Consider the following 21288-nt stretch of genomic DNA (forward strand, 5'->3'; position numbering starts at 1 on the left):
GTGCTCAGCCGCACCCCCCGAGAACTCGCCGCTGTGGTCGGGGCACAACGGCCTTGTTTCGCCGGGCCGCCCGCGCATCCTCGGGCGGCCCGTGACGGCTCTGAAGGACGAGGGGCGCGGACGCGGTCCAAGAGGGCCGACCGTAGGGCCTCCCTCGCGAGCCCGCTCCCGTGTCACCGCGCCAGCAGGGCGCGGGCGAGTTCGAGACGCGGTCGGTCGATCATCTGCCCGTCCACGCGGACGGCGGCCCCTTGGGAGGATTCCGCCGCCGAGAGCACCCGGCGCGCCCACTCCCGTTCCGACTCGGTCGGCCGCCAGGCCCGGTGCACGGGTTCGACCTGCCGCGGGTGCACGCAGAGCCTGCCGCCGAAGCCGAGCCTGCAACTGCGCCGCGACGCGGCCACCAGACCGGCCTCGTCGTCGAGCCGGGTGTACACCCCGTCCAGCGGCGCCGGCAGACCCGCCGCCCGCGAGGCGACCACCAGAGCGGAACGGGCCCAGAGCAGCTCCGGCTCGTCCGGCACGGACGGGCTGATGCCCGTGTCCAGCGCGAAGTCGATGCTGCCGAACAGGAGCCGCTCGACCCCGGGCACCTCGGCGATCGCCGACGCTTCCCGTACCCCGACGGCGCTCTCCACCAGTGCCAGCAAGGGCACACCGACAGGCAACGTCCCTATTACCGCGCTTACCTGATCGGCGGTGGCACTCTTGGGGAGCACCACACCCCGCAGCCTCCGCGCCGCCGTGAGCGCGGCCAGGTCCTCGTCGTGCCACGGTGTGTCCACCGCGTTGATCCGCAGGTAGCCGTCATGGGCGGCGAGCCATGCGACGGCGGCGTCCCGAGCCGGCGCCTTGCCGTCCGGTGCCACGGCGTCCTCCAGGTCGACGAGCACTCCGCCCGCGCCGGACGCCGCCGCCCTCGCGAAGCGTTCCGGCCGGTCACCCGGTACGAACAGCAGCGTGACCTGGGCCTGCGCCCTCGCTCCCTCTCCCGGCGCCGTCATATGACCACGAACGCCAGCCAGGCGCACGCCGGAGCTAGCACGCACACCCCGGCACCCCAGCGCAGCAGGCCACGGCACACATCGGTACGCAGCCGCTCGGGCGAGTTGGCGACCACGAGGGCACCGTTCGTGGAGAACGGGCTCGCGTCCACGACGGTCGCCGCCGAGGCCAGGGCGATCACCATGCCGGTGGTTCCGATGGCGCCCGACTCGAGGAACGGGATCGACAGGGGCATCAGCGCGCCCAGGATGCCCGTGGTGGAGGCGAAGGCGGAGACGACGCCGGCCACGTAGCAGATCATGAGGGCCGCCAGCAGAGGTGCTCCGACCGCGGCGATCGTCGTGCCCAGCGAATCCACGACGCCGATCTCCTGGAGCAGGGAGATGTACGTGACGATTCCGCACACCAGGAGGACGACCGGCCAGGCGATCTCCTTGGTGGCATCCCGGGCCGTGCTGCGGAAGAGCAGCGCCAGCAGCGCGGCCAGGGTGAGGGCGACGAAGCCCGTGTCCAGCGAGAAGACGGTGGTCCCAAGGACCATCGCGGCCATCGCGGCCAGGGTCGCGATCTGTTCACGGCCGAGCCGGGGTGCCGGGGCGCCCGTGTCGGCGTCGCCCGCGCACTCCGCGTCACCGGACGTGAGCGGCTTGCGACCAAAGACCAGCCAGGTCACCGCGGCGGCGGCCAGATTGAAGGCGAACGTACCGGCGAAGAGCTGCCCGGCGCTCACGGGCAGGTCGTCCGCCGCCAGCGCCGAGTGGACGATCCCGCCCAGGATGCCGGACGGTGCGAAGCTGCCCGCCGCGGCGCCGTTGACCGCCATCAGTCCGGCGTACAGCGGATTGACGCGGTGCCGTACAGCGAAGGTGATGCCGATCGGGGCGACGATGGCGACGGCCGCGGGTGAGGCCGAGCCCGTCGCACACAGGAGCGCTGTCAGCAGGAACAGCACCCAGGGGATGGCCCCCACCCGATCGCCCACCGCCCGTACCGCGATGCGCACCAGCCAGTCGACCGTGCCGTTGACCCGGGCGATGCCGAAGAGAAACGTCACGGCGACGAGTACCAGGAACATCCCGGCAGGGAAGCCGGACAGCACTTCCTCCGGGCTGTGACCGAGGACGACCGACCCCAGCACGAAGGCGGCGACCAGGGAGAGGACGCCCATGTTCAGCCCGCGGACGCCGGAGAGCACGAACACGGCGACGAGGATGAGTACCCCGATGACCTCAACGGACATGGTGTACTCCCTGACGGTTGCCGTGACGGGGCTGCTCGGCGAGCCACGCGAGTACGGAGGCGGTGTGCTCACCCAGCGCGGGGACCCGGCCCAGCCTCGGCGGGCGCTGCCCGTGGAGGGTCACCGGAGGGATGAGCCCCTTCAGCTCTCCGACGGGGCTGTCGAACGTCGCCCACCGGTGGCGCTCACGAAGCTGCGGATGCGTACTGAACTCCTCCATGGTGCGACGGCGCCCGTAGGCGATGGACGCCTCCTCCAGTCTCACCACCAGCTCGTCGCCCGTGAGCGCCGACACCACGTCCTCGACGACGGCGTCGAGTTCGGCCCGGTGGGCGACCCGGTCGGCGTTGCCCGCGAAGCGGGGATCGTCACGGAGATCCGGGCGTCGCAGCACGATGTCGCAGAAGGACGCCCACTCGCGCTCGTTCTGCAGCCCGAGGGTGACGGTCTGCCCGTCGCGCCCGGTGAACGGCCCGTACGGAGCGATGGTCGCGTGGCTGGCACCGGTACGTGCCGGGGCTGTGCCGCCGTAGCGCGTGTAGTACTCGGCGTAACCCATCCACTCTCCGAGCGCCTCCAGCATGGAGACCTCGACCTGCGAACCCCGACCGGTGCGATCGCGTGTGATCAGAGCGGTCAAGATTCCAGAGTATGCGTACATACCAGCGCAAATATCCGCGATTGACAACCCCACTTTGGACGGGGTGTCCGGCGTCCCGGTGAGCGAGACCAGTCCGGCCTCGCACTGGACGAGCAGGTCGTAGGCCTTGCGGTCGCGGTAGGAGCCGCTGCTGCCGTAGCCGGAGATGTCGCAGGTGATGAGTTCCGGGCGGCTCGACGCCAGCGTCTCGTGGCCGATCCCCAGCCTCGCCGCGGCGCCCGGGGCGAGGTTCTGCACCAGGACGTCGGCGCGCTGGACCAGGGCGTGCAGGTGCCGGTTGCCCTCCGGGGACCGCACGTCGAGCTGGACGCTCTCCTTGCCCCGGTTGAGCCAGACGAAGTGGCTGGACATGCCGCGGACCGTCCGGTCGTATCCACGGGCGAGGTCACCGCTGCCGGGGCGTTCGACCTTGATGACGCGAGCGCCGAGATCGGCCAGCTGCCTGGTCGCGAAGGGCGCCGCGACGGCCTGTTCCAGTGAGACCACGACCAGCCCGGACAGCGGGCCGGTGGCGGGGGCTTCGGGGGGTGCGTACGGCTCTGACATGGGGTCCCTCCCATGGGGTCGGTTCGGGGTGGGACTCACTGTCAGCCCGTCGCGAAGCGTTGTGAAATGACGAAACCTCCTGTGCTTCATGCGCAGGACGTATAGTGTGAGGGTGGAGATCAGGGAGCTTCAGTGGTTCGCGGCGCTGGCCGAAAGTCAGCATGTGACGGCGGCGGCGGAACGGCTGAACATCTCGCAGCCGACCCTGTCCCGCGCCATCGCGCGGCTCGAGCGGCGGGTGGGCGTCCCGCTCTTCGACCGGCATCAGAACCGCCTCCGGCTGAACAAGTACGGAGAGGTGTTCCGCGCGCACGCCTTGCGCGCCATCGGTGAGATCGACGGTGCCGAGCAGCGCATCGCGAGTCTGGTGGACCCCGACAGGGGGACGGTGGCCCTGGGGTTCCTGCACTCGTACGGCACCTGGCTGGTGCCCGGGCTGCTCGCCGGCTACCGCGCGATCGCCCCGGCCACCCGCTTCGAGCTGCGGGGGGCCGCCGCCGACACGGTGGTCGACGACGTACGGCGGGGAAGGCTCGACCTCGGGCTGACCAGCCCGCGTCCGGCGGGGGACGACCTCGACTGGACACCCCTGCAGCAGGAGCCGCTGTGCCTGCTGGTCCCCACCGGGCACCGGCTGGCACGCCGCCGTGCGGTGGAGGCGGCGGAGCTGGCGGACGAGGACTTCCTGGCCCTGCAACCCGTCTACGGTCTGCGCCAGGTGGCCGACCGGCTGTGCGCCGGCGCCGGGTACGCGCCCCGGGTCATCATGGAGTGCACGGAGCTGAGCACCCTCAGGGAGCTGGTGGCGGCCGGGCTGGGCGTCGCGGTCGTGCCCATCAAGGGAAGTCCCTCGGGCACGGGCGACCGGGCGGTCGCCGTACCCTTGAAGGACCCGCAGGCACAGCGCACGATTGGCCTGATCAATCCCCTCGGGGGGCCGCGTGCGGCCGCGGTGGTGCGTTTCTACGACTACGTCCGTTCCACCGCTCATGCGTCGGACGTATGACCTCGGTGAAGGTTCGTTATTTCACAGGGCGTCGACGGCTCCTCAGAATGAAGTCATGACATCTGAGACCTCCCCCCGCACTTCCCGGTCCGCCGACAGTGCCGACGCCGCTCACCACACACACGCCGCGCCCGTCGACGGCTGGCCGGGCCGCTACTTCGAGGACTTCAGCGTGGGTGACGTCTACAAGCACACCCTCGGCCGCACGGTGCTGGAGACGGACAACTCCTGGCTGACCCTGCTCACCCAGAACACCGCCCCGCTGCACTTCGACCGCCACTACTCTGCGGGCACCAGCTGGGGCAGGCCCCTGGTGGACTCCACCTTCACCCTGGCTCTCGTCACCGGACAGAGCGTCAGTGACGTGTCCCAGCACGTCATGGCGAATCTGGGATGGGACAGGGTGCGGCTGCCCAACCCCGTGTTCGAGGGCGACACCCTCTACTCGCAGTCCGAGGTCCTCACCAAGCGGGAGTCGAGCAGCCGCCCGGACATCGGCATCGTCAGCGTGCGCACCATCGGCTTCAACCAGGACGGTGTCATCGTGATCACCTTCGAACGGACCCTGATGGTCTACCGCCGCGGCCACGGCCCCGGCTTCGCGACCGTCGAGCCGGTGTGGGACGAGCGTTCCCGCAGGGCCGCCGGTCTCTGAGGGCCCAGGCCGACATCAGCATCGTAGTCAGTACCGGACTCAGCACTCGATGCAGCACCGGATTCAGCGTCAAGAGCAGTACAGCACATAGCAACTGACCTGGGGGAACGCCCTAGGAGGGGCCATGACGAAGCACAGTCCGTCGGCAATCGCAGCCGCAGTGCCCCGCGCCCGGGTCCGCTCCGGCGTTCCGGACCTCCTGACGCAGGCCCCCAGCCCCTCCGCCACCACCGACCCCGCCGCTGGCTGCCCGCGACAGGCACTGCTCACCCTGGCCGCGGAGGAGGACCAGGTGCGGACCGCCCGGGAGTTCACCGCGGCGGTGCTCGGTCGCTGGCACATGCCCGCCGACGACCGGGACTCCGTGGTCCTCATCGTCAGCGAACTCGCCACCAACGCGGTCCTGCACGGCGGTTCGGAGATGACGGTCCGGCTGGCCCTGGGCGGGGACATCCTGCACGTCGCCGTCACCGACTGCGGTGCCACACCCGCCCGCCGGCCGGAACGGCCCGGTGGCGATCCCGTCGAGCACGGGCGTGGACTGGGCATCGTCGAATGCCTGGCGCACTGGACCGATGTCCGTCAGGAGGCCGACGGCCGCCAGGTCCACGCCCACCTGCTCCTGACGCCCCCTCACGACCTCCCGGCCGTTCCGGCGGACCACCGCCCGTAACAGATAGCGCGGCCACCGGCCTGAGCGGCTCACGCATGTCGGCACGACATGGCCGCCGCTTCAGGCCGGTCATGCTGCCGCCCCCTGGGCGCCATTCACCCGCGTAACGGTTGGATGCAACGAACCACGCGTCGACGGGCAACCCGCAGGCGAAACGACGCATCTCCCCCACCGGACGCCACGGCGGCCAGGCGCACCCATCGCCGGTCAACTCCCGTCGGTTCACGCGCATCTGCGAGCCGCGCGGCTGAACGGAGGTGACCGGGGCGGAGGTGGCCCGGTGGTCCCGCGTGTCCGCCCGGCGTGACGCTCCGGTCAGTTGACCTGCACCGCATGTCATAAATCTTTACAAGCTGTTGACATTCGCAGTTTTGGTAGTTCATTCTCGGGCTCAAATGTTGGTTCTCGCGCAAAAATGTTGCTTCATGTGCGGAGAGCTGTGCCTCTCGCTGCTCTGGTGCCCTGAACTGCGCGGATGACAATCAAGGATCTGCATGCGACGAAAGAGATCCACCTTCGCGGGCCTGAGCCTGCTCCTGACCCTTTTCGCAGGGGCGCCCACAGCGCACGCCGCACCCGTCACCACGGAGACGGGCACGCAATTCCCGGACGTCGCGGGAGCAGGCGTTCAGGCACACGGCGGTGGAGTGATCAAGGCAGGTGACCATTACTACCTGTTCGGTGAAGACCGGGGCGAGGACAACAAGTTCCGCTACGTCTCGGTGTACCGCTCCAAGGACCTGAAGAGCTGGGAGCGCCGGGGGCACGCCCTGTCCCAGACATCGGACCCCGAGATCGCGGACGCGGTGATCGAGCGGCCGAAAGTGCTGTACAACGCGAAGACCAAGCAGTACGTGATGTGGATGCACAAGGAGGCCGACGCCAACTACGCCGAGGCGCGGGCCGCGGTGGCGGTCTCCTCCACGATCGAGGGCCCCTACACATGGAAGGGCTCCTTCCGTCCCAAGGACGACTCCGGCAAGGAGCACATGTCCCGTGACATCACCGTGTACGAGGACAAGGCGGCCGGCAAGGCGTACATGATCTCGGCCGCCAACCACAACGCGGACCTCCAGATCTACGAACTCACCGACGACTACACGCAGGTGAAGAAGCTGGTGGCGAACCCCTGGCCGGGACAGCACCGGGAGTCACCCGCGCTGTTCAAACGCGGCGAGGTGTACTTCATGGTCACCTCGGGGACCAGTTACTGGGACCCGAACCAGCAGAAGTACGCCACCGCCACCGACCTCGCCGGGCCCTGGTCACCGATGAAGGACGTGGGCAACCACAACGGCCACGACTCGCAGACGACCTTCGTCCTGCCGGTCGAGGGCAGCGAGACGACGTCCTTCCTCTACATGGGGGACCGCTGGGCGGGCGTGTGGTCCGACGCGAAGCGGGTCAACGACTCGGAGTACGTCTGGCTTCCCCTGGAGTTCCCCAACGCCACGACCCTGAACCTCCCGTGGTACCCGAAGGTCTCGATCGACACGGCGACGGGCCGGGTCGCCGGCACCGGCGGTGACCCCCTCCACACGATCGCCACCAAGGGCGGCAAGACCTGCGTGACCGTGTCGGGCAGTCTGTCCGACAACCAGGTTCCCGTCGTGGGCGAAACCTGCTCCGGCGGGCTGAACAGCCAATGGCGCTTCACCGACGAGAGCAACGGCTACGTCCGCGTGCTCGCCCAGCACAGCGGCAAGTGCCTCGACGTGGCCGACAATTCGACCGCGAACGGAGCCGGGGTCAAGCAGTACGACTGCGGCTCCGGCGACAACCAGCGGTGGCGCTTCGAGGACCTCGGCGACGGCCACATGCGCATCATCGCCAAGCACAGCAACAAGTGTCTGGCCACGGGAACCACCGCGGGCGGCGCCGGACTCGTCCAGTCGGACTGCGACGGATCGGCCGGCCATGCCTGGAAGGTCGGCACCACCAAGCCGACCGACCCGACCGACCCGACGGACCCGACGGACCCGCCCGGCACCGGTAAGGCCGAACAGGAGATCGTCACCTCGGTCGACGCCGGTGTGCTCACCATGGCCACCTCGCGCGACGCCGTCCGGCTCCCGTCCGTCGGCTTCGGTACGGGCGGCGCCTCCAAGGGCGAGCTGAACGCGGTGACCGTCAAGGACCACCGCGGCGGCAAGGCCGGCTGGTCGCTCACCGGCAAGGTCACCGACTTCACCGGCCCGCGCGGCACGATCGGCGCCGAGCGCCTCGCCTGGACACCCACCTGCACCACCAAGCCCGACAGTCCCAGCACCTGCACGGCGGGCAGCCCCGGCACCGTCGGCAAGAACGGAGCGACCCTGGCAACCGCCCCCGACGCCGACGCCACCGGCGGCGAATTCACCGCCGGCGCCGGTGTGACGCTTGACATCCCCAAGTACACACCCGTCGGAAACTACACCGCGACACTCACCCTCACCCTCCTCTGACACCACGCCCGCGTGCCGGACGACGATGGTCCGGCACGCGGGCCCCAGAAAGCCGAAGAGTTATGCGTAGAGCGTTTGTCGCCCTCCTGATCATTCTCCTGACCGCCCTGTCCCCCGCCCGAGCGGGAGCCGCGGACAACGGCGAATGGTCGGTCAAACCCGCCGACTCCGCCATCACTCCGCGGGCGGCCTTCCAGCTTCCCGCCCGCCCCGGCACGACGCTCTCCGACCGTGCGATCGTCACCAACACCACAGCCGAGAAACTCACCTTCCGTCTCTACGTCGCCGACGCCTACAACACGGAACGGGACGGCGGGCTCGCGGTGCGCGGCCTCAAGGAGACCCAGCGCGACGTCGGGTCCTGGGGGAAGCCCGAGCGGGAGGTCGTCACCGTTCCGGCGCGTTCGTCGGTGACCGTCGGCTTCACTCTCACGGTTCCCCGCGGCGCCTCGCCCGGTGACCACGTGGGGGCCCTCGTGGCCGTCGACGAACGCGTGCAGCCCGGGGCCGGTTCCCACATCGGCGTCCAGCGTGGCGTCGGGGCCCGCATCTACCTGCGCGTGCACGGACCGGCGAAGCCCGGCCTGTCCGTCGAGGACGTACGGTTCACCGCACAGACGCCCCGGATACCGTGGACCGGCAGCAGCGGGTCGAGCGTCTCGTACACGCTGCACAACACCGGCAACGTGAAGCTCGACCCCCGCGTATCCCTGGACATCGGGGGCCTGTTCGTCGGGGGACCCGACGGACGGCAGTTGAAGAACGTGCCGGGTGAGTTGCTCCCCGGCCAGAAGGTCCGGCTCACCGAGTCCTGGTCCGGTGCGCCCTTCGCGGGCTGGGGCGAGGTCACCGTCACGGCGACCGCCGAGAAGGCCCGTGGCACCGGGTCCGACAGCTTCCTCCGGGTGCCGTGGCTCCTCGCCGGAATCCTGGCGCTCCTGATCGCCGCCTGGCTGCTGATCCGCCACCGCAGGCGCAAGGCCCGGCGTCCGGCCCCGGCCGGCGGGAGCGAGTGACGCCGGCGGACAGCCGACGACAGCCGGTCGCACCACCCGGCGACAGCTCACGGCCAGCGCGGCCCACCCCGACCGTTCTGCGGCCGGCGGTGGGCCGCCGTCGTCACGAGGTCATGGATTCCAGTTGCCGTCGGGTGGACGGACCGTAGACCCCGGGCACGTCGTCCCGGATGCCGTGATCCGCCTGGAACTGCTGCACCGCGTTGTACAGGTGCTTGTTGAAGTGGCCGCGGTGGGGGAACGGCCACCGGCCGAGTTGGGACATTCGCTGTTGCAGTTCGACGACCTCCGCTCCCCGGTCGTGCCGGCGCAGCGTCGGCCCCTGGCTGGAAGGCGCCGGTGCGGGCGAGGTCGTCGTGGGGCCCCGGCCGTCCTGACCGGGTACGGGGACCGGCGCGGCGCTCGTGCGTGGGGACGTGGGCGCGGACAAGGCCGAGTCCCCGGCCGACGCGGACGCGGACGCCGAAGCGGAAGCCGCGGGCGACGCCTCCATGATGTCGTGTCCCGATGTCGTCGTCGATTCGCCGCTGCCCGGGAGGGTGCCACGCGCCCGGTCCTGTGAGGGGGACGCGGCCGGGTCCTCGTACTCGTCCAGCGGTTCCAGGCGGGTCGCGGGGGCGCCCTGCGCCAGGCCGGTGGTGTCGGAGCCACTGGAGAAGACGTACGTGCCCGCGATCGCGGCGGACCCGGCAAGGGTGGCCAGGGCGGCGGTGAGGCGCAGGCCCCGCCGTCGTTTCGGGGCTCTGGGCGCCGCGTGGCGTGATGCCGCGCGGCGCATGGCCACGGGCGGGAGGGGGTCCGTGACGGTGACGTTCACTCCGCCGCCCGTCACGGTTTCCTGAACGGGGAGGTACGGCCGAACCCACTCCTGGTCGAACTCCGCGGCGGCTTCGGCCCGGCACGCCCCGGCGTCATGTGCGGCGGGGCAGGCACACGGAAGGCGGCCACCGCACTGCGGGCAGAGAATGGTGCTCACTGAACTCCTGTCGGCTGTTTCAGGACACGTGTCGCGGGGAGACGCGGTTGTCGCGTCACGCCTCGTTACGCCGGTCGGCGTGGTAGGCCGGACGCTGTCGGGGCGGACGGCCTCCCGTCGTCGGACAGGACGAACCGGGCGATCTTCCGCATGAGTTGACGGGGGGACGCTGGTCGCCCGGAGGCGGCTCTCCGAGGACCAGAAGGCAGGGGCTGGTCACACGGCTGAGGCTCAGGTCAGTCGCCGCCGATGCGTGAGCAGTGGCCAGAAACTAACCCAGAGACGCTCGCGAAGGCAACCGATCACACAAAGGGAAACACGGGTGCTGCGCCGCCCCCTGACACGGGGTCAGCCGTGAGGCGAGGATTGCGGCCGCCGCGTCGGACAACGCCCGTTGACCACCGATGACGTGGTCACGCGTGAGCGCCGTCGATCGTCCGGGGGCGCCGCACGGCGGACGCTCCACGGGTGGTGGCGCCCTGCGTCGCGGAGCGCGACCCCCGGGGTCCGCACCGGGAGGGACCGCCGTCGATTCCAGCCGACCTTCCGGTCACCGCTGGCATGTTCACGTTAACATGCCAGACTTCCACCGGGTTCCGCGAGTCGTGGCGACGGCTCTCCACCACGTTGTCGCACGCGCTCCACCACGCGTACTCGCGGGAGTTTCGAGACCCACGTCGTGCGACCAGCTCCGCCGGGCGGACCCGTCCTGTCGCCCGGACCGCTTCGGCCGGTCAACGCCGGCCCCCGCACCAGGAGTCACGTTGAGAAGCACCCTCCGCAAGGCGGTCACCGCGAGTGCCCTGGTGTCGGGCGCCGCGGTGATCGCCGTAGGCCTTCCCTCCACCCCCACCGTCGCGGCAGCGACGGCCCCGCCACACACCGTCACCGCCGGGCCCCGGCCGGACGCCGCACCGCGACCCGCCACCGTCGATCCGCGGCCTGGCGCCACGCACGTTCCGCAGACCCCGGCCCAGAACGCGGCGCTCCTGGCCGACGCCCGCAGGGGCCGGGCCGGCACGGCCAAGGCGCTGGGCCTGGGCGGCGAAGAGGCGCTCGTCCCCAGGTCCGTCCTCAAGGACGCGGACGGCAGCCTGCACACCCGGTACGACCGCACCTTCGCCGGACTGCCGGTGCTCGGCGGTGACCTGGTGGTCCACCAGGCACCGGGCGGGGCCGTCCGAGGTGTCAGCAAGGCCGCCCGCACCGCCATCGCCGTCCCCTCCACCACGCCCGCCGTGAGCGCCGGCTCCGCGAGGTCCTCCGCTCTCCGCCGGGCCAGGGCCGAGGGCACCAGAAGCCCCGAGGCCGAGCCGGCGCGCAGGGTGGTCTGGGCCGCCCGCGGCAAGCCCACCCTGGCCTGGGAGACCGTCGTCGGGGGCGTGCAGCGTGACGGCACGCCCGCCGAGCTGCACGTGGTCACCGACGCACGGACCGGGGGCGAGCTCTTCCGGTACCAGGCCGTCATGAACGGCATCGGCCACGGTCAGTACGCGGGCCGGGTCACCCTGGGCACCTCGGGGTCCGCGGGAAACTACCTGCTCAAGGACGACAGCCGCGGTGGCAACAGGACCACCGACCTGGGGCACTCCGTCGACGACGAGATGACCGGCACTCTGTTCACCGACGCCGACGACATCTGGAGCGACGGCAAGCCCGGCCACCACCAGTCGGCCGCTGTGGACGCCCACTACGGGGCCCAGCTGACCTGGGACTACTTCAAGGACATCCACGGCCGCAACGGGATCAGGAACGACGGCGTGGCCGCCTACAGCAGGGTCCACTACGGCAACGCGTACACCAACGCATTCTGGTGGGACGTCTGCTTCTGCATGACCTACGGCGACGGCGCCTACAACACCAACCCGCTCACCTCGATCGACGTGGCCGCGCACGAGATGACCCACGGCGTCACGTCCTACACCGCGGGTCTGCGGTACAGCGGTGAGTCCGGCGGGCTCAACGAGGCCACGTCCGACATTTTCGGAGCGGCGGTGGAGTTCTGGGCGGCCAACCCGTCCGACCCGGGCGACTACCTCGAGGGCGAGAAGGTCAACGCCAACGGGGACGGCACCCCTCTGCGTCACATGGACAGGCCTTCCAAGGACGGTGACTCCGCGGACCACTGGTACCCGGGCATCGGCCGGATCGACGTCCACTACTCCTCCGGTCCCGCCAACCACTGGTTCTACCTCGCATCCGAGGGCAGCGGCACCAAGCTCGTCAACGGCGTCACCTACGACTCTCCGACGTACGACGGCAAGCCGGTGAACCCGGTCGGCCGCGATGCCGCCGCGAGGATCTGGTACCGGGCCCTGACGACGTACATGACGTCGGCCACCGACTACGCGGGAGCCCGCGCCGCCACACTCCAGGCCGCCGCAGACCTCTACGGCAAGGACGGTGTCGTCTACAACAACGTCGGCAACGCGTGGGCGGCCGTCAACGTCGGCCCCCGGATGGTCCAGGGCGTCACGCTGACCAGCCCGGGGAACCAGGTATCCACGACCACCGCGGCGGTGGACCTCCGGATCCAGGCCGTCACCGGCAACCCCGGTGCCGAACTGACTTACGCGGCCACCGGCCTGCCCGCCGGCCTGACCCTGGACTCCGCCACCGGCAAAGTCACCGGAACACCCACCACGGACGGCAACTCCGCCGTCACCGTCACGGCGACGGACTCCACCGGAGCGTTCGACGTGGTCTCCTTCGGCTGGCTGGTGTACACCCCCGGCAACTGTCCCACGACACAGTTGCTCGCCAACCCCGGCTTCGAGGAGGGGGCGACCGCGTGGAACACCCACAGCGACCCGTCCCTGCTGACCAAGGACAACTCCTGGCTCCCCGCACGCACCGGCGAGTGGAAGGCCCTGCTCGGCGGCCGGGGTGACACGTCCACCGCCACGCTGTCCCAGACCGTGTTCGTCCCGTACGGCTGCGAGGCAACGGCCGGATTCCAGCTGCGGGTCGTCACCCGGGAGGAGTCGCCGTCCGTCCCGCGGGACCAGCTGACCGTCCGGGCCAACGGCGTCGCCCTGGCCACGTTCTCCAACCTGGACGCGAGCACCGGCTATGTGAGGAAGACGCTCGATCTCGGCCCTCTCGCCGGGCAGTACGTCACCCTGACGTTCACCTCCACCGAAGACCTGGCCGCCCCGACCTACTTCCTGATCGACGACACCGAACTCGTCCTCCACCCCTGACCACGCCCGGCGGGCACAGTGCCGCCGCACCCTTCCGACCCGCGTTCACAGCGGGTCGGAAGGGTGCGGCGGCATCTGCCGCTCGGGCCTGCCCCGACGCCGGTCGTCGTCGTGGGGTGGCTGAAAAGTAACGAGCGGATCTCACCCTTCCTCAGGCACTTGACGACGCCGCCCAATGAGGATGTCATGTGCCAACGCGCGCAGAAGTGAGCGTTTCTGATTGGTTGTGACTGGACCGCGTCAGCTGGCTCGGGGGCAGTGCGGCTGCCCCACCGTGCCCGCAACCGGCTACCACGCCGCAGGTCACCCCCAGCCTCCCCATTGCAAGGACGGTTCATGTTCCATCGTTACAGCCGCAGGCGTCGGGTCGGAGCGGGCTTGGCGGCCATGTTGGTGGTGGGTCTCGGTGCGACTGAGGCCGTCGCCGAACGCGCACTGACTTCCGTTCCTTTCAAGGACGGTTTCGAGTCAGGGACCACCGCCGCGTTCCCCCGCAAGGGCGTCGACGGCACGGGCGTCGTGAGCGTCACCGCCGCACCCGGCGGGAACGGGGGCAAGGCAGTCCGGTTCGCCATGCCGGACGACGGGAAGTCCTACCGCACCGAGATAGCCACCGCGCGTGTGCCGTACGGGAGTTACCGGTACACCTTCCGCAACTATCTGCCCGTCGACTGGATCCGCTACGACGCGCAGACCATCGTCTCCCAGTGGCACGGTGGTGCGGGCACCTACCCGGCGGTCGTTCTTGCCGTCAAGGGTGACCGCTGGGTGATGATCGTCCACTGGAAGACGGGTGCGGACACGACGGACGAGAGCAAGCGGCCGGCCAACGAGGTCAAGTACGACCTCGGCCCGGTTCGCTTCGGGCACTGGAATCAGTGGTCCTTCGACATCACCTGGTCCACCGCCAAGACCACCGGCTCCATCACCGCCCGGCTCGACGGGGCCCAGGTGGGATCACACCGCGGCCCCAACAGCTACCACCAGGACACCGCTCCCTACCACAAGATCGGTCTGTACCGGCCCAACTGGCAAGCCAAGAAGGGCCACAAGGCGGGCGGCACGCCGGCCGTGGTGAACTACTACGACGACGTCACCATCACCGCCATCGCCCCCGGAGCCGCCGCACCGCCACCGGCCGCGCCCACTCCGAGCGCCACGGTGACCTCCGCGCCCGAGCCGTCCGGTGCATCGGTGCCCCCGTCGGCGCAGGCATCCACATCGGCCCTGGCGACGGCACCGGCCGCGCCGGGCTCGAAACCCGACGCCGAGGACGCGATCCCCCTGGACGACGGTTCCGCCAAGGACACGGCCAACGTCACCGGCAAGGACACCGCCAACGATGCCACTCCCCTGGCCGCTAGCGGGGCCTCCAGCCGAACGCCGCTCGTCCTCGCCTTCGGCGGCGTATTGCTCGCCGCCGGCCTCTTCATCCTCTTTCGCAGTCGCGCCATGGGGGCACTGCGCCGGGCGGACAGCCGGAGGAGGTGACTCAGGGACGCCCAGGACTCGGACCCGGGCGTAAGTCCCGCGGCTCGACTTCCGGGCTGCCGGACAGTCGGGCCAAGTGCAGTGCAGCACCCTGCCGTCCTGGCCCCGCTGGAGCGGCTCGGCTCACCGGCACAGATACGCAAGGCGGGCCGTCGGCGCGCCTGGTCACGCTACTGCGGCCGAAGGCGCCGAGGATGGCCGAGCGGCTGGTCGAGGAGATCTTCGCCGCGCTGGACGAGCAGACCGTCACCGTTCCGGGGACCGAAGCGGCCGCGTTGATCGTCCCGATTCTGGCCGGATCGCTCGCCGCCGTGCTCGATCAGCGCGAGCTGCTGGCCGGGCGGATCGAGGAACTGCTGGAGGACCACCCTCTTTCGAAGGTCCTGACGTCCATGCCGGGCGTCGGCGTCAGGACCGGAGCCCGGATCCTGATCGAGGTTGGCGACGGCAGCACCTTCCCGGCCGCCGGTCACCTCGCCGCCTACGCAGGGCTCGCACCCGCGACCCGCAGTTCCGGGTCGTCGATCCGCGGTGAACAGCCCTCCCGGAGAGGAAACAAGCAGCTCGAACGGGCCTTCTTCCTCTCCGCGTTCACCGCTCTGGGTGACCCGGCATCGCGGCCCTACTACGACAAGAAGATCGCCCAGGGCAAGCACCACACCCAGGCCCTGCTCTGCCTCGCCCGCCGCAGGGCCGACGTCCTGTTCGCGATGCTCCGCGACGGAACCTTCTTTGAACCGCAGCCGTCGGCCGCAGTCACCTGACCTGAGGGTCTGCGAGGAGGACGACTCGATTGGCCTCGACATCGAAGCCGATCACCGGATGACCATCGTCGCCCTCCGGGTCCATCAGCACGGGCTTGCCCAGTCGCCGGCCGATCTCCCGGAGGAAGTCGCAGAACACATCCAGTCGCTCCTGGCCCTGCAACTCCCGCAGGTCGACGTCGAAGTCGACTTCATCGGCAGCATGGAAGCGGAAGATCGCCAATACATCTGCAGTCGGCCAGACCCGCAGGTCCGGGCACTCGGCATCCGCCGGGCGGGACAGCACGGCCTCCGCCCGGGGCACTGGAAGCACCGTCTCTCCCTCTGAGTACTGGCACTTCCATCCCTTCTCCACGACAAGATCAAGGATCGCCTGCCAGTCCTCCACCGAGGCATCCAGGACACGCACGTCCGGCAGCGACCCCATCAAGTCCGGATCGAAGAAGCACTTCACGTCATCCCACAGCAGATCAGCCACCCCGCCATGCTGCCCCGGCTCACCGACTCGACGCACCCCCGTTTCCCTTGACCAAAGACATAGGGACCCCCGCCGAAGTCGGCGGCCAGGCGCCGCGCCTGCCACGCCGTGCCCAGGGACGAGCAACCACCGTACGATCGGTAATGGCCGATTCGCTCGCCGCCGGAGAAGCACAGCTACGTCACGGCCCACCTGAACGGCGAACCCCGTGCTCCAGACTGAACGGAGACCGGTTCGGACGTCGGCGTCCCGGGCAGCAAGCAGGTGGGTGCGGCTTGGGCGCCTCCGTGAGCGTTGCCGTGTCGCAGGTGACGGGTTGGGGATGAGGTCTGGCGTGGAGGATGCGGAGGGGTGCGGCCGCATCGACGCCGGAGTCCGAGGGCCGGTCCGGGGCCCGGTTGCTCGGTGTCGTTCTGGGTCGGTGGGCGATCAGTAGCTTTCGCCCTTGCTGATGGTCAGCCCCGCGGGCAGGGGCGGGAGCAGGCGTTGCTGGGTGGTGACCTGGCGGATCGTGTGCGGATCGCTGTAGGTCTGGGGCGTGGTCGGGGCGAAGGTGAGTCGGGGGCCGTTGGTGTTGAGGTTGCGGCCGGTGGGGGCGGGGCCCTTGAGGGCGGGGAGCCGGTAGGCGGTGGACTTGAGCAGTGCCTGTTGCATGAAGTCGGCGGTCAGCTGCGCGACCTGGTCGCGTGCCACGTCGGGCCGGGTGACCTGGGAGGCGCGGCAGGTACCCACGCTGCCGTCGCTCTTGGTCGGGGCGAGGTTGGTGTTGAGCATGGCGTGGCCGGTGCCGGCGAGCACGATGTCGGCGGCCGTGGGGGTGGTACGGGATGCGGCCAGGGCTTTCGTCTCCTCCAACCCGGCGTCGGGGCCGGCGTCCTCGTCACAAGCGCCGCGTATGTTGAGCACCGGGACCTTGTGTGGGGAACCGTCGCCGTTGGTGGCTGGCTGGATCGCGACGGCGGCGAAGAGACCGGAGCGCTGCGCGGTGTGTTCCAGAACGTAGCCGCCACCGCGGCTGTGGCCCACCACGCCGATGCGGGAGGTGTCGATCCGGCCCTTGGCGCCGCTGATGGCCAGGCCGCGGTTCCGGCCCTTGTCGAGGTCGGAGAGCAGCTTCAGGTGGGCGTCGAACAGGTCGTTGTATCCCTTTACGGGATTGGCTTCACCGGCCCACCACGCCTCAGCGCCCTTCACGTCCATGGCGACGGCGACGAAGCCCTTCCGGGCGAGGGCCTGTACGAGGTAGGACACGCCCGCGTCGTGGCGCAGGTAGTCCGGGCCGACGCCGGGCTCCTTCGGCTTCCCGGGTTCCGCGCAGACCAGCGGCCAGGTCGTTTTCACCGGCCGGGCCCCCACACCGTCATTCTTCGCCCCCGGCCCCATACAGGTGTGGTGACTGCCGTGGACGACGACCACGACCGGGCGGGGGCCCGTGCCGGCCGGTATGCCCAGGACACCGTGCGCCTGGGACGGCCCCACCCCTGCGGCATCGTACTTGTTGTGGATGACGCCGGGCGGAAGTTGATACCGGACGAGCTGCGGCTGGGCCGCCGTCGGCTTCGGCGGAACAGGCTGCGTGGCCTTCGGCGCGGCCGCCTTCGGTCTTGGCGATGTCGCCGGCTGAGCCTTCGGCGCATCGGCCGCCGCGGAGGACGTACGAGATGTGGGGGCAGCGGCAGGAGCGCTTCCCGCGGGCTGACCCACACAACCCGCGGTACATGTCAGAGCCAGGGGCACTGCGATGGCCGCGATGCCTGCAGAAAGGGTCCTTCTGTTTGTCATGCCTAGCATGATGAGCAACCTGACTTAAAAGTTCCCGTTCTTGGCGGGAATTGCTCAGTGGGCCACGGTACGAGGGCTCGACACCCTCGCGTGCGATGCCGCGCTCGGCATCGAAAATCTGGATCAACGGGTGGTTCTGGACCGGGTGCTGAACCGTCAAGCAAGCGTCACCGGCCGGCCATGGCATCCGCCCGGCAACCGATGTCACGAAGAGCGGGCCGCTGTCCGGTACGGGGTTGTGTACCGGACAGTGAGCGCTTGCACGGTAGAGCGAAGCGAGGGGTGGTTTGCGTCCGTCAACTGCAGCGACAACCGTCCAGGTCCGACGAGAACGGGCCTCGGCGGCCGGAGCCCACGAAGTCTCGTGCGGGCAGCCCTCACAATGTGTAGTTGAGCCACAGCTCAGGCCCCTCCGGGCGCGGAGTTCGGCATACCGTCCGAGTCCCGCCCGGCGCCGCGCCTCCTGTCTCGCCACCATCGAGTGCCGGCGTTCGCTTCACAGTGCACCGGGTGGTGCACGCGAACGCGCACCACCCGCTGCGGCCGCCCTGGCGGGAGTGTCATGGAGCGGCGTTGCCGCCCCGGCCGGCATTCGTGAGGAACTGTCGTTGGCCGTCCAGGAATCCGTCCGCGAAGAGCGAGCGCGGGGCGAAGACGGCGGTGAGCGTGGTCTTGAGGTCCGACTGCTCTATGGACCGCTTGAGCAGTGAATGGGTCGCGTCCGGGTAGTGCCTGACCGTCAGCGCACCGCCTGCGTCCAGCACGGTGCGGTAGGTGCGCTCCGTGTCGGCTGTGTCCACGTTGACGTCATGGCCTGCGAGTGTCAGCAGCACCGGTACGCCACGCAGGGCGCGTAGGTCTTGCCTGGCGTCCGCGGTGTAGTTCTTGGAGACGAAGCTCCAGCGGTCGGCGGTCATGCCGTCCGCGTCGCCGCCCATCGCCCTGACGTACTCCTCGAAGGTCGCGTGGCGTTCCAGCAGCCGGCGCGTGGTGTCGCTCTTGGCGATCGCGGCCGTGGTACGGGCTGCCGATGCGCCGTCGGCACGCAACTCGGCGAGAAGGTTGTAGCGGCCCTGCTGGAGCCAGTTGATCGCGGGCGAGACGGCGATGACGAAGTTCACGGGCGTCTTGGCGGCGACCTTCGGCAGGACCCAGCCCGCCTGGCTGGCGCCCCAGAGACCGATCCGGTCGCCATCGATGTCGGGGCGGGCGCGCGCCCAGGCGACGGCGGCGGCTGCCTCGTTGGCCCGGTCGTCCATGGACTGGTCGAGCCAGTTGCCGGATGCGCCCGCGACGCCGGGCTTGTCCCAGGACAGGGAGGCGTACCCGGCCTTGGCGTTCGCTTCCCACATGGGCTGGTAACCGTCGTCGTGGGTGGCGTTGATGGCGCCGTCACCGTGGATGTACACGACCAGGCCGTGACGTTTGCGGCCGTCCTTGGGGGTGGCCAGTACACCGTTGAGGGTGTGGCCGCCGTGGCGGATCGAGACCCGCTGCTCGTCCATGTCGTAGGAGTTCTGCCACAGCGCCGCGCCGACGAGACCGGCGGCCACGACGAGGACCGTGACGAGTGACCACACGGCGATGCGGAGCCCGCGCCGTCGGGGCTGGATCTTTGGACACATGAGATCTGACCGCCTCTGTTCGGGTGTACGCACCACTGAAACTATCACTCCCCCCACGATCGTCACGCGAGTGATAGTTTTGGGGGGAAGGTTGCCGAGGAGATGGGGGCACGGCATGGGACTGGACGCGACGGGCACCGGCAGTGGACCGGTGACAGTCCAACGGGGCGTACCGGCGGGAGCCGAGTGGCGGGCGGCCGAGCTGTACTGGGACGCTTTCGGCCGCAAACTCGGCCCCGCCCTGAACCCGCCGGACAAGGCGGTGTCCTTCCTCGCCACCCATCTGAACGCCGATCGCGCGGTCTGCGCGCTCCTCGACGGGCAGCTCGTCGGCCTCGCCGGCTACCAGCTCGGCGGCCGGGCCCTCACCGGAGGATCGGCCTCCGACGTGCTGCGTGCGTACGGACGTGTGCGGGGGCTGCACAGGCTCCTGCTCCTCACTCTGTTCGAACGCCACCCGGCACCCGGGCAGCTCGTCATGGACGGCATAGCCGTGGACCCGGGCATACGAGGCCGCGGCGTGGGGAGCCTGCTCATCGAGGAAGTGGCCGCCGTCGCGGCGGAGCACGACTGCCGGGAGATCAGACTCGACGTGATCGACGTCAACCCGCGCGCCCGGGCCCTGTACGAGCGGCGCGACTTCACGGCCGTACGGACCGAGCACACGCCCTACCTGCGCGGGCTGCTGGGGTTCGGCGCGGTGACCACCATGCGCCGCCCCGTCGAGGCGAGGGGGCCGAGAGGACTGTGCACACCATGACCGACCACATCGAGATCCCCACCCGTATGCTCGTCCACGCGCTGATCCGCGAAGACGGCACCGTCGACGCGGACGAGCTGTACACCGTCGCCAACACCCTGGGCATGAGCGACCAGCAGGTGCGACTGTGCGTCAAACGCCTCGTGTCCGAAGGCCGGTTCACCCACGAGGGCCGAGGCCGCAAGGCGGAGCTGCGCGCGACCGAGGACACGACGCGCGCCCTCGCCCCCAACGCGGACTTCCTCCGGCACGCCGCCCAGCAGGATGCCGGGCTCGCGCCCTGGGACGGTGTCTGGCACCTGGCCGCCTTCGCGGTGCCCGAATCCGCGCGCGCGGCCCGGGACTCCCTGCGCGCGACGCTCGTCCACCTCGGCGGCGCCCCGCTACAGGGCGGACTGTACGTCTGCGCCAACCCTTGGGAACCGTACGTCGAACAAGCGGCCCACCGCCTCGACGCTCATGACACGCTCACGCTCCTCACCACGAGGGACCTGCGCAAGGGCGACACCCAAGAGCCTGCCGAACTCGCCCGCCTCCTGTGGCCCTTGCAGGAGATCGCCGACCGGTACCACCGCCTCAGCCGCCTCGCCCGGCCTCGCCTCGCCCGGCTCACCGGCCCTGACGGGCTCGCCCCGTCCGCACTCCTCACCATCGCGGTGGAGCTGGCCGCCGAACTCACCCGCGCCATGGAGCCCGACCCGCTGCTGCCGCCTCAGCTCTTGCCCCAGCCCTGGCCCGGCACTCAGGCCCGGGACCTCGTCGCCCGGTGCTGGGTGGCCCTGCACGAACGAGAACACGACGAACCCCTCCCGGCCCTCTTCCGCCTCTACGCCGACATCACCCGGTGAGCAGCAGATCGGGCCCGCGCATCGCAGAGGGTTTGCACGATCATCGCCTGGGGGCTGTCGACTGCTGCGGAGGGGACTCCTGCGCCGGGTCGTGTCCGTGATGTCCCGCCTGGCC

General features: G+C 70.1%; 16 protein-coding genes and 1 pseudogene. 10 read left to right on the plus strand and 7 right to left on the minus strand.

Features of this window, described 5'->3' with window-relative positions; translation table 11 throughout:
* Positions 1 to 173: 173 nt before the first annotated feature.
* From EIZ62_RS01200 to EIZ62_RS01210, 3 genes are read right to left on the minus strand one after another with little or no spacing between them, the layout of a single operon-like run.
* Complete coding sequence (locus EIZ62_RS01200; protein WP_156690848.1) at positions 174 to 1004, minus strand: HpcH/HpaI aldolase/citrate lyase family protein; 831 nt, start codon at positions 1002 to 1004, stop codon at positions 174 to 176.
* Positions 1001 to 2245 carry an SLC13 family permease gene (locus tag EIZ62_RS01205; protein ID WP_156690849.1) on the minus strand — a complete coding sequence of 415 codons (1245 nt, stop codon included), beginning with the start codon at positions 2243 to 2245 and terminating at the stop codon, positions 1001 to 1003. The genes EIZ62_RS01200 and EIZ62_RS01205 overlap by 4 nt, the downstream gene beginning before the upstream one ends.
* A complete protein-coding gene (locus EIZ62_RS01210; RefSeq protein WP_156690850.1) occupies positions 2235 to 3452 on the minus strand; it encodes a CaiB/BaiF CoA transferase family protein in 1218 nt (405 codons plus the stop codon). Before EIZ62_RS01210 ends, EIZ62_RS01205 begins: the two co-directional genes overlap by 11 nt.
* 112 nt (positions 3453 to 3564) lie before the next feature.
* On the opposite strand from EIZ62_RS01210, the gene EIZ62_RS01215 reads away from it, so the two are divergent.
* The 5 genes from EIZ62_RS01215 to EIZ62_RS01235 all read left to right on the plus strand — a co-directional run bounded on the left by EIZ62_RS01215 (position 3565) and on the right by EIZ62_RS01235 (position 9246).
* A complete protein-coding gene (locus tag EIZ62_RS01215; protein WP_156690851.1) occupies positions 3565 to 4458 on the plus strand; it encodes a LysR family transcriptional regulator in 894 nt (297 codons plus the stop codon).
* A gap of 55 nt (positions 4459 to 4513) precedes the next feature.
* On the plus strand, positions 4514 to 5113 hold the full coding sequence (locus EIZ62_RS01220) for a MaoC family dehydratase (RefSeq protein ID WP_156690852.1): 600 nt from the start codon (positions 4514 to 4516) through the stop codon (positions 5111 to 5113).
* A gap of 124 nt (positions 5114 to 5237) precedes the next feature.
* Entirely contained in the window at positions 5238 to 5786 is a 549-nt protein-coding gene (locus EIZ62_RS01225; protein ID WP_156690853.1) for an ATP-binding protein, read from the plus strand.
* A gap of 647 nt (positions 5787 to 6433) precedes the next feature.
* Complete coding sequence (locus tag EIZ62_RS01230) at positions 6434 to 8230, plus strand: RICIN domain-containing protein (protein WP_244375347.1); 1797 nt, start codon at positions 6434 to 6436, stop codon at positions 8228 to 8230.
* 62 nt (positions 8231 to 8292) lie between these two features.
* Entirely contained in the window at positions 8293 to 9246 is a 954-nt protein-coding gene (locus tag EIZ62_RS01235; RefSeq protein ID WP_156690855.1) for a DUF916 domain-containing protein, read from the plus strand.
* Positions 9247 to 9349: 103 nt separating this feature from the next.
* On the opposite strand, the gene EIZ62_RS01240 is transcribed toward EIZ62_RS01235, so the two are convergent.
* The gene (locus EIZ62_RS01240) at positions 9350 to 10078 is read right to left on the minus strand and encodes a peptidoglycan-binding domain-containing protein (RefSeq protein WP_156690856.1); all 729 of its coding nucleotides are present in this window, start codon (positions 10076 to 10078) and stop codon (positions 9350 to 9352) included.
* Positions 10079 to 10986: 908 nt separating this feature from the next.
* On the opposite strand from EIZ62_RS01240, the gene EIZ62_RS01245 reads away from it, so the two are divergent.
* From EIZ62_RS01245 to EIZ62_RS01255, 3 genes and pseudogenes are all read left to right on the plus strand, one after another.
* A complete protein-coding gene (locus EIZ62_RS01245; protein ID WP_244375349.1) occupies positions 10987 to 13425 on the plus strand; it encodes a M4 family metallopeptidase in 2439 nt (812 codons plus the stop codon).
* A gap of 387 nt (positions 13426 to 13812) precedes the next feature.
* The gene (locus EIZ62_RS01250; protein ID WP_244376086.1) at positions 13813 to 14916 is read left to right on the plus strand and encodes a polysaccharide lyase family 20 protein; all 1104 of its coding nucleotides are present in this window, start codon (positions 13813 to 13815) and stop codon (positions 14914 to 14916) included.
* 60 nt (positions 14917 to 14976) lie between these two features.
* Positions 14977 to 15680, plus strand: a pseudogene (locus EIZ62_RS01255) (transposase); the annotation flags it as partial.
* Here the strand turns inward: EIZ62_RS01255 and EIZ62_RS01260 are convergent.
* From EIZ62_RS01260 to EIZ62_RS01270, 3 genes are all read right to left on the minus strand, one after another.
* Positions 15673 to 16158: a hypothetical protein gene (locus EIZ62_RS01260; protein WP_167536313.1), complete on the minus strand. Its 486-nt coding sequence runs from the start codon at positions 16156 to 16158 to the stop codon at positions 15673 to 15675. The pseudogene EIZ62_RS01255 and the gene EIZ62_RS01260 overlap by 8 nt on opposite strands.
* A gap of 429 nt (positions 16159 to 16587) precedes the next feature.
* Complete coding sequence (locus tag EIZ62_RS01265; protein WP_156690860.1) at positions 16588 to 17499, minus strand: poly(ethylene terephthalate) hydrolase family protein; 912 nt, start codon at positions 17497 to 17499, stop codon at positions 16588 to 16590.
* Between the two features lie 1001 nt (positions 17500 to 18500).
* Entirely contained in the window at positions 18501 to 19565 is a 1065-nt protein-coding gene (locus tag EIZ62_RS01270) for an alpha/beta hydrolase family protein (protein WP_156690861.1), read from the minus strand.
* 115 nt (positions 19566 to 19680) lie between these two features.
* On the opposite strand from EIZ62_RS01270, the gene EIZ62_RS01275 reads away from it, so the two are divergent.
* Both EIZ62_RS01275 and EIZ62_RS01280 read left to right on the plus strand, forming a co-directional pair.
* Positions 19681 to 20325: a GNAT family N-acetyltransferase gene (locus tag EIZ62_RS01275; protein WP_156690862.1), complete on the plus strand. Its 645-nt coding sequence runs from the start codon at positions 19681 to 19683 to the stop codon at positions 20323 to 20325.
* A complete protein-coding gene (locus EIZ62_RS01280; protein ID WP_156690863.1) occupies positions 20322 to 21173 on the plus strand; it encodes a PaaX family transcriptional regulator C-terminal domain-containing protein in 852 nt (283 codons plus the stop codon). The genes EIZ62_RS01275 and EIZ62_RS01280 overlap by 4 nt, the downstream gene beginning before the upstream one ends.
* Positions 21174 to 21288: the final 115 nt, after the last annotated feature.

This window comes from Streptomyces ficellus (genome assembly GCF_009739905.1).
In the GTDB taxonomy this organism is placed as follows: Bacteria; Actinomycetota; Actinomycetes; order Streptomycetales; family Streptomycetaceae; genus Streptomyces; species Streptomyces ficellus_A.

Excerpts from the sequence above, each read along its gene's own strand:
- EIZ62_RS01200 (WP_156690848.1), bottom strand. The coding sequence starts at position 1,004 with ATGACGGCGCCGGGAGAGGGAGCGAGGGCGCAGGCCCAGGTCACGCTG.
- EIZ62_RS01205 (WP_156690849.1), bottom strand. The coding sequence starts at position 2,245 with ATGTCCGTTGAGGTCATCGGGGTACTCATCCTCGTCGCCGTGTTCGTG.
- EIZ62_RS01210 (WP_156690850.1), bottom strand. The coding sequence starts at position 3,452 with ATGTCAGAGCCGTACGCACCCCCCGAAGCCCCCGCCACCGGCCCGCTG.
- EIZ62_RS01220 (WP_156690852.1), top strand. The coding sequence starts at position 4,514 with ATGACATCTGAGACCTCCCCCCGCACTTCCCGGTCCGCCGACAGTGCC.
- EIZ62_RS01225 (WP_156690853.1), top strand. The coding sequence starts at position 5,238 with ATGACGAAGCACAGTCCGTCGGCAATCGCAGCCGCAGTGCCCCGCGCC.
- EIZ62_RS01235 (WP_156690855.1), top strand. The coding sequence starts at position 8,293 with ATGCGTAGAGCGTTTGTCGCCCTCCTGATCATTCTCCTGACCGCCCTG.
- EIZ62_RS01250 (WP_244376086.1), top strand. The coding sequence starts at position 13,813 with ATGTTGGTGGTGGGTCTCGGTGCGACTGAGGCCGTCGCCGAACGCGCA.
- EIZ62_RS01270 (WP_156690861.1), bottom strand. The coding sequence starts at position 19,565 with ATGTGTCCAAAGATCCAGCCCCGACGGCGCGGGCTCCGCATCGCCGTG.
- EIZ62_RS01275 (WP_156690862.1), top strand. The coding sequence starts at position 19,681 with ATGGGACTGGACGCGACGGGCACCGGCAGTGGACCGGTGACAGTCCAA.
- EIZ62_RS01280 (WP_156690863.1), top strand. The coding sequence starts at position 20,322 with ATGACCGACCACATCGAGATCCCCACCCGTATGCTCGTCCACGCGCTG.